At 47.3% G+C, this 13283-nt stretch carries 15 protein-coding genes; 9 read left to right on the plus strand and 6 right to left on the minus strand.

Features of this window, described 5'->3' with window-relative positions; all coding sequences use genetic code 11:
* Positions 1 to 5: 5 nt before the first annotated feature.
* Positions 6 to 509, minus strand: a complete 504-nt coding sequence (locus ACXAD8_RS14905; protein WP_475230219.1) for a methylated-DNA--[protein]-cysteine S-methyltransferase — start codon at positions 507 to 509, stop codon at positions 6 to 8.
* On the minus strand, positions 509 to 1885 hold the full coding sequence (locus ACXAD8_RS14910) for an Ada metal-binding domain-containing protein (protein ID WP_475230222.1): 1377 nt from the start codon (positions 1883 to 1885) through the stop codon (positions 509 to 511). Before ACXAD8_RS14910 ends, ACXAD8_RS14905 begins: the two co-directional genes overlap by 1 nt.
* 226 nt (positions 1886 to 2111) lie before the next feature.
* Here ACXAD8_RS14910 and ACXAD8_RS14915 point away from each other — a divergent pair, with 226 nt between their 5' ends.
* Complete coding sequence (locus ACXAD8_RS14915; RefSeq protein ID WP_475230225.1) at positions 2112 to 3263, plus strand: serine hydrolase domain-containing protein; 1152 nt, start codon at positions 2112 to 2114, stop codon at positions 3261 to 3263.
* 4 nt (positions 3264 to 3267) lie between these two features.
* Here the strand turns inward: ACXAD8_RS14915 and ACXAD8_RS14920 are convergent, their stop codons facing one another.
* A complete protein-coding gene (locus ACXAD8_RS14920) occupies positions 3268 to 3765 on the minus strand; it encodes an Lrp/AsnC family transcriptional regulator (RefSeq protein ID WP_475230228.1) in 498 nt (165 codons plus the stop codon).
* Between the two features lie 152 nt (positions 3766 to 3917).
* Here ACXAD8_RS14920 and ACXAD8_RS14925 point away from each other — a divergent pair, with 152 nt between their 5' ends.
* The 4 genes from ACXAD8_RS14925 to ACXAD8_RS14940 all read left to right on the plus strand — a co-directional run bounded on the left by ACXAD8_RS14925 (position 3918) and on the right by ACXAD8_RS14940 (position 8539).
* Positions 3918 to 5219: a purine-cytosine permease family protein gene (locus ACXAD8_RS14925; protein WP_475230231.1), complete on the plus strand. Its 1302-nt coding sequence runs from the start codon at positions 3918 to 3920 to the stop codon at positions 5217 to 5219.
* A gap of 52 nt (positions 5220 to 5271) precedes the next feature.
* Entirely contained in the window at positions 5272 to 6828 is a 1557-nt protein-coding gene (locus tag ACXAD8_RS14930) for a hydantoinase/oxoprolinase N-terminal domain-containing protein (RefSeq protein ID WP_475230234.1), read from the plus strand.
* A gap of 2 nt (positions 6829 to 6830) precedes the next feature.
* Complete coding sequence (locus ACXAD8_RS14935) at positions 6831 to 7922, plus strand: DUF917 domain-containing protein (protein WP_475230237.1); 1092 nt, start codon at positions 6831 to 6833, stop codon at positions 7920 to 7922.
* 107 nt (positions 7923 to 8029) lie between these two features.
* Positions 8030 to 8539 carry a DUF7010 family protein gene (locus ACXAD8_RS14940; protein WP_475230240.1) on the plus strand — a complete coding sequence of 170 codons (510 nt, stop codon included), beginning with the start codon at positions 8030 to 8032 and terminating at the stop codon, positions 8537 to 8539.
* Between the two features lie 28 nt (positions 8540 to 8567).
* Here ACXAD8_RS14940 and ACXAD8_RS14945 read toward each other — a convergent pair whose 3' ends face one another.
* Positions 8568 to 9629: a helix-turn-helix domain-containing protein gene (locus ACXAD8_RS14945; RefSeq protein ID WP_475230243.1), complete on the minus strand. Its 1062-nt coding sequence runs from the start codon at positions 9627 to 9629 to the stop codon at positions 8568 to 8570.
* Positions 9630 to 9910: 281 nt separating this feature from the next.
* On the opposite strand from ACXAD8_RS14945, the gene ACXAD8_RS14950 reads away from it, so the two are divergent.
* From ACXAD8_RS14950 to ACXAD8_RS14960, 3 genes are all read left to right on the plus strand, one after another.
* Positions 9911 to 10363: a hypothetical protein gene (locus tag ACXAD8_RS14950; RefSeq protein WP_475230245.1), complete on the plus strand. Its 453-nt coding sequence runs from the start codon at positions 9911 to 9913 to the stop codon at positions 10361 to 10363.
* 178 nt (positions 10364 to 10541) lie between these two features.
* Positions 10542 to 10763: a TA system antitoxin ParD family protein gene (locus ACXAD8_RS14955; protein WP_475230247.1), complete on the plus strand. Its 222-nt coding sequence runs from the start codon at positions 10542 to 10544 to the stop codon at positions 10761 to 10763.
* Positions 10750 to 11046, plus strand: a complete 297-nt coding sequence (locus tag ACXAD8_RS14960; protein ID WP_475230250.1) for a type II toxin-antitoxin system RelE/ParE family toxin — start codon at positions 10750 to 10752, stop codon at positions 11044 to 11046. Before ACXAD8_RS14955 ends, ACXAD8_RS14960 begins: the two co-directional genes overlap by 14 nt.
* A 1-nt stretch (position 11047) precedes the next feature.
* On the opposite strand, the gene ACXAD8_RS14965 is transcribed toward ACXAD8_RS14960, so the two are convergent.
* Positions 11048 to 11404 (minus strand): hypothetical protein, encoded by a 357-nt coding sequence (locus ACXAD8_RS14965; RefSeq protein WP_475230253.1) that lies wholly within the window; start codon positions 11402 to 11404, stop codon positions 11048 to 11050.
* Positions 11405 to 11642: 238 nt separating this feature from the next.
* Positions 11643 to 11996, minus strand: a complete 354-nt coding sequence (locus tag ACXAD8_RS14970) for a PPC domain-containing protein (RefSeq protein ID WP_475230256.1) — start codon at positions 11994 to 11996, stop codon at positions 11643 to 11645.
* 81 nt (positions 11997 to 12077) lie between these two features.
* Here ACXAD8_RS14970 and ACXAD8_RS14975 point away from each other — a divergent pair, with 81 nt between their 5' ends.
* The gene (locus tag ACXAD8_RS14975; RefSeq protein ID WP_475230258.1) at positions 12078 to 13061 is read left to right on the plus strand and encodes a transposase; all 984 of its coding nucleotides are present in this window, start codon (positions 12078 to 12080) and stop codon (positions 13059 to 13061) included.
* The last annotated feature ends 222 nt before the right edge of the window (positions 13062 to 13283 follow it).

Raw genomic sequence — 13283 nt, forward strand, 5'->3', positions numbered from 1 at the left:
TCCTGTTACTCATCCCAGAAAGAGGGTTGCTTCGCGCTATTTTGCCCTGATTCTAGTTGTAGCAACCATGCTTTTCTGGACAATCCCCCTGCATAACCGGTCAATTTACCGTTTTTACCGATAACCCGATGACAAGGCACCACAATACTCAGCGGATTTTTACCATTGGCCGCTCCCACAGCCCGAACCGCTTTGCTGTCACCCAGTTGTTGCGCGATATCCAGATAACTACAGGTTTCGCCATATGGCACGGTTAACAGCGCCTGCCAAACCTTGCTCTGAAAATCGGTGCCCTCGGGGGCCAGTGGCAAATCAAATACGCTGCGCTCACCGGCAAAGTACTGCTCAAGCTGTTGTTTTGCTTCTGTTAATACCGTCTCTGACGATGCCCCATGCTCGGGTTCCTGCACAAACAGAATATGGCGCAATTTCCCATCGCTTGCAGCGATCTCCAGCCATCCCAATGGCGTCTTCAGATAATCATAAATGCGGTTAGTTTTGCTGTTCATTATGCTTTGTCCCATAACTGGAAAGTGAGATAACTGCGCCAGGGAGCAGCGGCATCGGTATTCAGGGAATACTGTTTAATCTGATGTTTTATTACCAAATCGGTACCCAGCCAGATATCTGGCTCAGACAGCCCACGCATTTTGGCGTAGGCAATAGTCCAGGGCCCAATCCCTTTAATCTGTAACCATTCATCGGGCGAGGTATGCTCACCTTGCTCATGAATAAATTTCGCCAGCGCTTTTAAGGCATTTTTTCTGGCTTGCGGCATCCTGAAAAATTCCAGGTCACTGTTGGCCACTGCTTCCGGCGTAGGAAACAAGCGGTTAACAGCGACGCCTTCCGAGCCAGCCTCAGGCCTGACAGGCTCGCCTAACTCTTCAGTGAGCTGTGCCACTTTATTTACTGCGGCTTTAACCGACACCTGTTGCCCTAACACTGCCCGGCATCCCGCTTCAAACAAAGACCAGACTCCCGGAATACGTATGCCAACAGTTAACTGCTGCTCAGTTAAACCGGTATTGAGTAATGCCTGTTGCACCAAATTGTGATCCGCTTCCAAATCCAGAATGCGTTTGATGTTTTGCAGAACGCCCCGCAATTCACTATAACTCGCCATGTTCAGAGTTACGCGAAAGCGAAACCGTTCAGGCTCGATTTCTGCTTTGAAATAACCTTTTTGGCCCAGCCAATTAAAACTGCGGGCATAGCTGGTTTCGGTAACCTCTTCCATTCCCGGCACAGCCCGAACACCCCAGAAATCCCTTACCTGACGCCAGCAATAATCCGGTGTGTACGACAGATACAATTGCAATTGCCCGGCAGATTCGGCTTGTTTCAGGCGAATTTGCGAAGGTGTCAATTGCATGGCTTGTTTCATATTCTGTTGCAATCGTCTGGCTGACTGAAAGCCTGCGGTGACCGCTACCTGTTCCACCGTTAAATTGGTTTCGTGCAACAGCTTTTTGGCGAACAACAGTTGCTCGGTTAGTTGGAACTGTTTTGGCGATACTCCTAAATGCTGACGAAACAGCTTGCGTAAATACCCATCAGATATGCCCAATCTGTCAGCTACCTGTTGCAAATCGGATTCCGGGCATTCCCGCAATATCCGCATGGCGCGGGCCACGGTAGTTTCTACGCCCATCCAGGCAAAGGAGCTGGGAGCGCTATCCGGTCGGCAACGCAAACAGGGCCGATAGCCCTGACTTAGCGCCTGGGCAGCATGGGCGTAATATTCGACATTTTCTTCTTTGGGTAAATTAGCCGGACAAATATTACGGCAAAAAATACCTGTGGTTTTCACAGCCACAAAAAAGCGACCGTCAAAGCGCCTGTCACGACTCATTCTGGCTTGTTGCCATTGCTGTGAATTCATTTTTTGGTCCGGTTTTTTATTTCGATACTAGCGCCAGTTTACGTTATTTTTTGCACCGAATGCGACGAAACCGGAACTGAATGTGGCAGCAAAACCTGGCCGTCAGGCTAATTGTTCAGCTGTGTGGCATTGCAAGCACAGCACTTAATCGCGATAATAGCGTGTTTGTAGGCTGCCTTCAGGTTCGCGTGCAAACCGTAAGTTGTTATTTTTGCCGGAGTTTTGGTTGATTTTTTTGCGCCTTAGTATTGTTGTCCTGCTGTCCGTTATTGGCTTTTCTGCATTGGCAGACGAGCACTATATTGATGAATTTTGGCAGGATACCCGTTCAAAAATTAGCCGCCAAAAAATTCCCGGCTTTAGCATGGTGTTTATCGAACGCAACCGTGCACCCCGTTATTTCAATACTGGTTTAACCGAAAAAGGCGGTCAACCCGTTAACGAACAAACCCTGTTTCGCCTGGCGTCGGTATCGAAAACCTTTACAGGAGGATTAACGGCAAAACTGGTCCATAAAGGACAGCTCAACTGGCAGCAACCCCTGCAAGAACTGGCCCCTGATTTCTCCTTTAGCGATAACAATCGCAATATTACTCTGGAGCACCTGCTCAGCCAAAGCAGCGGTTTGATGCGCAACGCTTATGACAACCTGATTGAAGCCGAATATCCCTTGCCTAAGATTATCGATCAGCTCAAAGATTTAGACCCTTTGTGTCAGCCAGGCAAGTGCTATACCTATCAAAACGCCCTTTTTGGCGTACTGGAATATCACTTTCAGCAAAACAATACTTCCTATGGACGAGTGCTGGAACAAGAGCTGCTGACACCACTGAATATGTATCACACCAGTGTTGGTCGTGAACCTCTGATGCAGGCCGATGACTGGGCCAAACCGCATGTACTCACCCGTGCCAGAAACTGGACTAAGACCCGCCTGAATGAATCCTACTATCGAGTCTCTCCGGCAGCCGGCATTAACACCAATAGTCATGATATGGGTATCTGGCTGAAAGCCATGCTGGGGGAATACCCGGACGTTATTGAGCCGGAAATCATTTCAGAGATCACCCAACCACACATCCGCACTTCCCGCGAATTAAGACGCCGGGCGTGGCGCAATCTGCTGGACAACGCTCACTACGGCTTGGGCTGGCGGGTATACGAAATTGATGGCCTGCAGGTGGCATATCACAGCGGCTGGGTTAAAGGCTACCGCGCCGAAGTTTCCTTTTGTAGTGAACTGGGTATCGGTGTCGCTATGCTGATGAATGCCGAAGCCAACCTGATGAACGAATTAGGTGCCGATTTCTGGTCTGGTTATCTCGCTCAACAAACCCATAAAGTCAGCGATAACCTGCATTTATCTGCTGGACGTTGAAGGCTCACTCCAACCAGTTGAGTTTTTCCAAAGGATATCCCAGATACCACTTAGCTCGCTCTAAAATGGTTCTGATACGCATTTCCCTGATTCCTAGTTTGGGATTTCCGGCCACGTCGTCACACACCTTGTTCAGCGCCTGCATATTGGGAAAGCAACTGAACATCATGTAGTGAAATTCACCTTCTACTCTCAAACAATCCATAAACTCCGGGATATCCTGAACAGCCTGTTCAAAAGGTTTTCGGGCCTGGGGCGTATTGGATTCGAGCTTAACCTCCACGTAAGCCAGCACGTGTTCGCAGATGCGGTCTAAATCCATTTCGGTGTGAAAGTTAAAGAAGTAACCGGCTTCTTTTAGTGCTTTGGTGCGCTGAAAGCAGGCACTGGGCGATAACCCCACCAGATCCGCCAACTCCTGATTAGACAAATCGGCCTGTTTGTGGATGGTAGCCAGAATGCGTTTATTGATTGCATCCAGCTTAATATTCTTTTTTGTCATCAGACTTTCCGCTTAGAACAAAATAAGATTTTGATTTGCACTGAAATAAAAAACAATCTGTTTTTCTAACCCTGCACTTCAAACAAATATTTTTCTGCCATGCTATAGACTTAATTCATCCACCAGAGCAACTTCAGTGAAAGGCTCAGACAATGCACAATGACATGATCCCGCAAGAGCAAAGGAACACGCTGCCCCATCAAAACCAGTTGATTGCCTGGCCTCGCATTGCGGCCATCTCCGCTATGGTGGCCTTTTCTCTACCTACCTTTATCACAGGCTTAGAGGTAGCGCAGTCACTGTCTATACCGGATGCATTGCAGGCCATGCTGATTGGCTGCCTGATATTAACCCTGATTGGCGGTGCCATGGGCACCATCGGGGTTCAGACTCGCATGAGTTCCTATCAACTGGTACGTATTGCATTTGGTGATAAAGGTGCTGCTGCGATTAATCTGGCATTTGCCCTGTCGTTGTTGGGTTGGTTTGGGGTCAACATCGATCTGTTTTCTGGGGCGGTCAACGTCCTGTTTCAGCAATATCAAATGGATGTACTACCGGGTTTCGCAATCGAACTTATAGCCGGAACTCTGATGACTGTCACCACGGTAATTGGCTTCTCAGCCATCAACCGCATCGCCTCCTGGATGGTGCCGGTTATTGCGCTTGTAACTCTATATATGCTGTACAGCGCGCTGCAACTTTTACCCCTGGCTGACTTTCTCAATATTCCAGGCGAGAACAAGATTGCTATTAGTCAGGGTGTCAGCGCTATCGTCGGCGCCATTATTATAGGCGCTATTATTTTGCCTGATATTACCCGTTTCAGCCGACATCGTCATGGCGCATGGCACACTGCTTTTTGGTCTTATTTAGTGGTGCAGTTGTTGGTGATGATCGTTGCCGCCTGGGCAGGTGCTGCGACTAACAGCCATGAAATTCTGCAATTAATGTTGGCAATTGGTTTGGGGGTAATGGCATTTGCGATTGTCATCTGTGGCAGTTGGATCTTAAATTCCCTGAATCTTTACAGCACCTGTTTAAGCGTTGCCGCGACCTGGCCAAAAGCACAAAGTCATTTAAATACGACACTGCTTGGCATTACCGGAATTGTTGCTGCGTCCTTCAATATTCTGGAAGTATTCATTCAATTTCTGGTGATTTTATCCGCCATCTTTGTGCCGGTGGCGGGAGTAATCATGGTTGATTACTTTTTGCTATATCGCGGTGATTACCAGGCGCTCACATTGGCGCAAAAAATCCCGTTTTCGCCTGCTGCGGCGCTAGCATGGCTTGCCGGTTCCAGCCTGGCGGTCACTGACATGTTCGTCACACTACCCACTGTCACAGGTATTAACGTGCTGGATGCCATTTTGCTCTGCGCACTCGTTTACTGGGCCACCAGCAAGCGATTTTTGGCGGTAAAACCACCACCTGGCAACAGTGCTAACTAACTTTTATCAACCCTTTATCAGTAATGAATCCAGCCGATTCAGGAGTCAGACAATGCGAATAGGTATCGATGTAGGCGGTACACACACCGACGCTGTGTTAATGCAGGGAGAGCAACTGCTGGCAGCCACCAAAGCCCTTACCAGTCAGGATGTGCTGTCCGGTATTATCCACGCACTGCGGCAGGTTATTCTGGATGCCGGAGTATCCGCTGCACAAATTCAATCAGTGATGATTGGCACCACACAATTTACCAACGCTGTAGTGGAGCGCCGGGAATTGGCTCCTACGGCCATCATTCGCATGAGCTCTCCGTCAGGAGAAGGTTTGCCGCCGGGTTGTGACTGGCCAACAGATCTGGTTAGCGCTATGCAACTGAAAACCTACCAGGTCAATGGTGGCTATCTCTATGATGGCTGGCCACTGAGTCCACTCAATCAGGAAGAAATTCACAAAGTCATAGCCGATATTCGCGCTAGAGGCATTAAAAGTATCGCCGTGGCGTCGGCATTCTCCCCCATGAATCCGGAACCTGAATTTCAGGTAGAGCAATTGCTCAAGACACAGATCCCGGATGCCAATGTCACTCTGTCTCATAGAATGGGCAAGCTGGGCATTTTGGAGCGGGAAAATGCCGCTGCATTGAATGTGGCATTACTGCCGTTCGCCCATAAAGTGGTCAGTGCCATGCTGCATGCAATCCAAAATGAAGGCCTGCAATGCCCTATGTTTATCAGTCAAAACGACGGTACGCTGATGAACGCGCAATTTATCACTCAATATCCAGCGTTGACCTTTTCCTCAGGACCCACCAATTCACTCAGGGGAGCCAGTAAACTCACCGGGCTCAAAGATGCCATAGTGGTGGATATCGGTGGCACTACCTCTGATATCGGAGTTTTACAGGATGGTTTTCCCAGAGAATCAAATATCGTCATTTCAGTAGGCGGAGTACGTACTAACTTTCGCATGCCTGATATTCAAGCGGTGGGGTTAGGCGGAGGCAGTATTGTGCTGGATGATGGCAGGCGCATCGGACCACAATCCACCGGACACAACCTGGTAAAGGAGGCCTTGATATTTGGCGGTTCAACGCTGACGGCAACAGATATTATCGTGGCATCGGGTCAGGCGGATATCGGCGACACTCGCTTTCTCCAACATCTGTCGCAAAACACCATTAATAATGCCCGAAACACCATGCACACATTATTAGATCAACACATAGATATGATGAAACCCAGCAGCAAACCAGTACCCGTGATTCTGGTAGGTGGTGGTGCAATCCTGGTGCAGGATGATTTGCCTTCAGCATCACAAGTTATACGCCCGGAAAATGCCGCGGTGGCCAATGCCATTGGCGCTTCCATAGCCCAGATCGGCGGAGAAGCAGAGGCCATGCTTAACTACCGCCAAATGTCCAGAGAAGCCGCCATTGCACAGGTAAAAAGTCAGGCAATAAATCAGGCCGTTGCGGCAGGAGCCAATGCCGACAGCCTGAGACTGGCAGACATCGAAGAAACCAGCATTCCATACATGGATGACGGAAACATTAAAATCCGGGTGAAAGTCATTGGTGACATCCTGTTTGCAAGCGATAAGGGGGCTTAAGCATGAAGATTTCTGTACAACAACTGGATGACCTGGCACTGGGTGCAGTATTTTTAGCAACGGGCGGCGGCGGAGACCCTTATGTGCCACTGCTATTAGCCAAACAAGCACTGCGAACTTATGGCGAGGTAACTCTGCTTAACCCCGATGACTTGCCAGATGATGCACGTATTATCACCCTGGGCGGGGTCGGTGCACCAACTGTTAGTCTGGAGTTGTTGCCTTCGTTGACCGAGGCATCAGCAACATTGCAAGCCTGGCAAGAACACACAGGAGAAACGGTAGACGCTGTTGCCGCGTTTGAGATTGGCGGAGCCAACTCCTTACTGCCTCTGATTGCCGCAGCCGCCTCTGGCACTGCCATAGTGGATGGAGACGGAATGGGACGGGCATTGCCCGAAGCACAGATGATGAGTTACGCCATAGAAGGTGTATCCCCCTCTCCAGCGGTCGCCTATGATTATCAGGGCAATGTCACCAGTTTTTCCACCAAGGATACCGACACCTATGAGCGCCACATTCGGGCCTTAACTATGGCATCCGGTGGAATGCTCACCACCGCAGAGCACCCCATGACGGGGAAACAGCTAAAACGCGCCATAATTCCTGGTACCCTGAGCTTCGCCATTCAGTTGGGGCAGTTGCTGAAGCAACACAAAGGCAACGCTGAGCAAATTCTGCCGGCACTTCAGGAGTTATTTGAGACTTCTTTGTACGGTTCTTGTCGACTGCTGAGCTGCGGCAAAATTATTGACAAAAGCACCCAGATTGTTGGCGGATATGACGTGGGAGAAGCCAGCATCCTGGATTTTTCAGACGCCAATCGCGAAATAAAAATCAGCATAAAGAACGAGTACCTGTTGGTCAGAGAAGCTGACAAGGTGTTGGCCTCTGTTCCTGATCTGATTGTGATCGTAGATTACGAAACAGTTCAACCCATCAATGCTGAACGGTTGCGCTACGGACAAAGAGTGGCCGTATTTGCCGTAGCTTGCCCTGCTTTTTTTCGCAGCGAAAAAGCACTAGCTGCCGTCAGCCCTCGTTGCTTTGGTTTTGATTTAGATTATGTGCCACTGGAAGAGATTTCCACATAATTGACATGCATTTCAAGGTTCTTGTCAGGAAAATGTTGTTCGTTATACTCTTGGTCAATCAAAAAAGCGTAAGCGCTTGATAAATAACTACAATAACGGAAAAACAGATGAACCTGACTGCAACCGAAAACCATCAAAGTGAAATGCGCCATGCCTACTACGACGGGGCACCTGGTATTGTTGTATCTGGCATTGTGTGGATTATTGCCGCACTTGTGACATTTCAGCTTGGTATGCACAACGGCGTCTGGACCTTACTCATCGGTGGCATGATGATTCATCCAATTGGTACAGTGCTGGATAAAATGTTGGGGCGTCCGGCGAAAACCGCCAAAGGCAATGGGCTAAATCCACTGGTGGCGGCATCCACAATATGGTTAATTTTGGGCTGCGCCATGGCCTATGGCTTGTATTTGCTCAACCCGCAATTTTTCTTTCCGGCTATGATGGCAACTATTGGTTGTCGCTACCTGATTTTTGCCTCGGTATTCGGCAAAGGGATTTATTGGGCCTTTGGCCTGACGTTAATAGTCGCTGCTAATCCGCTGTTTTTCCTGGCAGTTGAACCCGCCCTGGTTGCAGGAGTTTGTGGCTTAATCGAGCTGGTTTTTGCCTGACAAGTGTTTTCCAAAGCCGAGAAATAAACTATTGGTTTGCCAGTTGTTGCTTGCGATACTGTCCCGGTGTGCAACCGGCAAACTCTTTAAAGGCACGTGTAAAGGGAGCGGCAGATGCAAAGCCGCTTTCAATCCCCACAACAAGTACCGGCCAATCCAGTTTATCAGGAGCTTGCAATAAAGTTTTTGCATATTCAATTCGCATCTGATTGACATAGTGATTGAAGTTTTTGGCATTGAAATGATTGAGCATGAGAGCGCGGATCCGATATTCGGGAACATCTAGCTCTCGGGCGATATCGGCGACTCGCAAATTCGCTTCCAAAAAACGCTTCTCCTCCACCAGGAGCACATTAATTTGCTGCGCGAGTTTCTTTTCTTGCTGCGCACTGAGTTCGGTATTTTTGTCTATCTCGTCAAGCTGTCGCTGACGAAATACAATCAGCCCGTGGCTAATACTGAGTATTAATAAATAAGCGAAAACCACCAGCCAGTCTCGTCCCGCACCGGCCAACAATTCTTTCGGAAGCACAGCAGCGACGAGCATGACACTGACAACCGCAACCATAAAAGAAGACAGATAAATAATAATCACTTTACGTTGTAACGCTGCAGCGCTTTGCAAGCCGCGATAACCTTCCCAAAATGCCAGAATAAGCATACCTGATGAAAACAGCGCGATGGCTTCTGACAAAATGGTGGTCAGCGCAGGGATCCAGTCAGTATTTAGCAACCACATTTTTTCTGCAAAACGCACAAGGTGCCGCAATATTAGGCACGCACCAAGTACGCCGACGAATAACAGGTGATGGCGATTGAAAGGGTTACTTTTGCGAAAAAATGCCCGCGCAAACAGCCAGTAGCCGCTACAGGTGGCAAAACCCAAAATTCCGATCAGATGGTGATAGGGGGACCAAAAGTCTTGTGTCAATTTGTAGGCAATGTACATCGACGAAGAGCCACAAAAAACCGCAAAGGCCAAATGCAAAACATGCGTTTCCCTGTGACGAAAATGAATGATGGCTAACGTCAGACTCAGCAACACAATGCACAGCTGTGCGGTTTTCAGCAATTCCCAGTTTAGTTCCAATTTTTACTCTCTCTTTTGCCAACATTGATATTACGTGAACTGCGGTCAGTTTCGAAGTTTTTCTTCTTTTTTGTGTTTTTCGTGTATCGATTTTCAAATTCGATGCTCCTGAAACCCTTACCCATGGCAGCATTGCAGCGAACTCAGAAAACGAGGAATGGTTTTGGACAAGCAAAAACCTTTATTTCCAAAGTCTGAATGCTCTGTGTAAGAAGGGCTATCTGAGAGTCGCAGTTAACACCGAAACAGCAATCAATAAGAGTCTCTAAAGGAGAAGTAATATGAACGACAATGAAGTGATAATCAGGAGTGCTCCGCCCGTGCCACTATGGAAAACCTGGGGGCTTAGAATTATTTTTGCTGCCATGGTAATGGTTCTGGGTTCAAAGCAGCTGAATTATATTTTAGAAGGAGCGTCTGAATGGACTAACTGGCGGGGACTTGGGCATTCGATGTTATTTACCCTTGCCATCATGGCAATTGGAGGGATATTCCGTCCTTTGGCATTTCTGCCTATTATGATCTATGAAATCGTTTGGAAGCTGGTGTGGTTGTCTGTCGTTGCCCTTCCACCATGGCTGGCCGGTCAGGAGATACCGGGCATCGTCAATGCAAAGGCATCGCTCATTGCAATTGCGATCTTACTGGTTTTAATTCCCTGGAAGTACGTTTGGTGGCGTTATTTTACGCAACCGATTGAACCCTGGAGACGCAAAGCGCAGGCGAGTAACTAGAATATTTATGTCACTATTCTGTTAGCGAGGGCGACTTGTTTCGCCCTCTCGTTGCATTGAGAAAGATAACTGGCACTTTTTACTTTGGATTTTTGTCCTGGTTCGATTGCATTTATTACAGCCAATTTCTACAATTGTGGTAAGTTGCTACAAACGAAAACTTAGAGGTGGAAAGGTTATGGCTACTGCAAGTATCAGACTTGATCAGGAACTGGTAGAAAAAGCCAGTATTATAGGAAAAGCTTTAAATAGAACAACGCCAAAGCAAATTGAACACTGGGCTAAGATTGGCGAAATGATGGAAGATAATCCTGATTTACCCTATGAATTTGTAAAACAAGCGATTATCGCTAAAGCAGAGAAGGAAGCCGGGAAGCTAGAGATTTATGACTTTGGCTAAAGTTACCCAAGTCCTGCAAACAACCACGTTCAAAAAGGCAGTCAAAAAGCTTTATAAGAATCAGAAAGCGGATTTAGATAAAGCAGTTAAAGCGCTTGTTGCAGAACCTTTGCTAGGAGAGCAAAAGAAAGGCGACCTGTCGTTTATGCGTGTTTACAAATTCAAAATGGCGAAACAATTGACGCTTTTAGGATACAGCTATGAAAGCGGCTCTGTGGTTTTAGAGTTACTGGTTTTCGGTTCGCACGAAAACTTTTACAGAGATGCCAAAAAGATCCTGTAGGTTATTTATGGCTGGCATCATACTTATTTATATGATGTCTGAAGTATTTTTCGTACTCTTCGGAAGACGAAAGCAGAGCAGTTATATGGACATCTTGCTTCCCAGCCTTGTCAGAATTATCTTCGATTGAGACGGAAACACAACTAATAAGCTCGTCGGTATCTGCACAAATAACAACAAGCTCTTCATAGCTATTTCTGGAGCAATACTGTTCAGATGGTATAAATTCGCCGTGGACAAAGCCCATTGGCGGATCACCAAATTCAAATTTGGTAGTTCCTATGCTTCTCTCACCAGCTTTGATCTCGTATATCACGATAATTCCTGAGGCAGTTAACATTTTTATAAAAGACATCATGTCCACTTTTCACGGTGGCTGGATGTCCGTCTTTTTATGCATAATAAACTAACCGCTATTTGCGTACCAGATAAATACAGTGGCAGAGGTAATCAACAATTTTAGTGCAGAGAGAAAGTAGAGAATTGTCTTCGTTTTGGTTTTTGCAGGACACTCACTTTTGAGATGCATAAGAAAGAAAGGAAAAAGCCGGGCCCCTGAGGTTACCCGGCTTTCAGTCTCGGCGCATTAAGAGCCGTTAGTTGTGGCTATAGACTTTCATGGACACACCAGAATAGCGCTTGTGCCCGCGCAGTCTGATGAACCATTTGCCGGATTCCGGTGCTTCAATCACGCAGCGCTCTTCGGTGCCATAGTTGTTAGAGCGACATTGATAGCGGCGCTTGTTGGGCTTTTTGCCGTGGTTTAGCCACAAGGACAATTCGCCATCACCGCCAGTGGTGGTCACTTCCAGATACTTTGAGCCTTCTGGCAGCTCAAATTGATAGGTACGCCATCCGCGTTTGCCGGATAAATCTGCCCACTCCAGCTCAAACTCCTGATATGTATCAATTTCAGTACTAACAGGAAGTACTAACAGGACACCCATCATAACTGTACTTCAGTACAGTTTCCAAACACTCTTATTTGTGCAAAATAGAAGCTTCATTCAGCAGACTCAGGAGGAGTTAACATGCCAAAAGCCAGGAAGGCGCAAATCTGCCTTGAAGATACGCCCTATTACCACTGTGTTTCCCGTTGTGTGCGTAGAGCCTATTTATGCGGGAAAGACAAACAAACCGGGGTTAGCTATGAGCACCGCCGCCAGTGGGTTGAAGACCGTATTCACTTTCTGTCTCAAATTTTTGCTATTGATGTCTGTGCCTATGCGGTAATGAGCAACCACACTCACCTGGTGTTACACATACATAAAGTTTTATCAGATAGTTGGGATACCGAAGAGGTGATTCGCCGCTGGCACAGGCTTAGTAATGGCACATTGCTGAGTCATCAGTATTTGAATCCGGAACAACGAATGCAAATGCATGAATCGCAATTACTAACCGTTGAAGAAACCGCGGATATATGGCGGCAGCGACTGACGGATATCAGCTGGTTTATGCGTTATTTAAATGAATACATAGCCAGAGAAGCCAATAAGGAAGATAAATGTACCGGCAGATTCTGGGAGGGCAGATTCAAATCGCAAGCCTTATTAGATGAAGCCGCGCTTACAGCCTGTATGGCCTATGTGGACTTAAACCCCATCCGAGCCAAAATGGCTGAAACACCGGAAGAATCCGACCACACCAGTATTCAGTATCGTATCAATGCAGCCAAAGCAGGAAAAACACCTAAATTCCTGATACCTTTTGCCGGCAATATCAAAGAGGATTTGCCCCATGGTTTACCCTTTCATTTATCTGATTACCTGGAGCTGGTTGATATCACGGGCAGAGCTATCTTACCCAATAAACGTGGCTCCATTGAAGAATCAACACCGGCAATATTAGAACGCCTCAATCTCAGACCGGAACAATGGCAGGAACTCACCACTCAATTTGAAAACTGTTTTCATCACGCTGCTGGCAGTGAATTTTATCTTGAAGCCTATCGACATCGACACAAGCTAAAACGACTCAGGGATAAAAACACAGCTATCCGATTATTTGGCTGAAAGTAAGTACCGTAAATCCAATTTTTAGCAGAATTATCGCAAGGTAAGGCCCTTGTATGGCTGAACCGGCGATTCCAGCGAACCAAGCTCCTTTTTCTCTGCATTAAATCACGGCCTTTGAGACCAGTTAAAACTGGTTTCGGGAAACTAATCAGTAAACCACAAACAAAATCACGAAAACTGGATCACCCAAACTTTAAGATGGATGTCCTGTTTAGTTGT

Source organism: Planctobacterium sp. AWH2_060 (assembly GCF_056158425.1).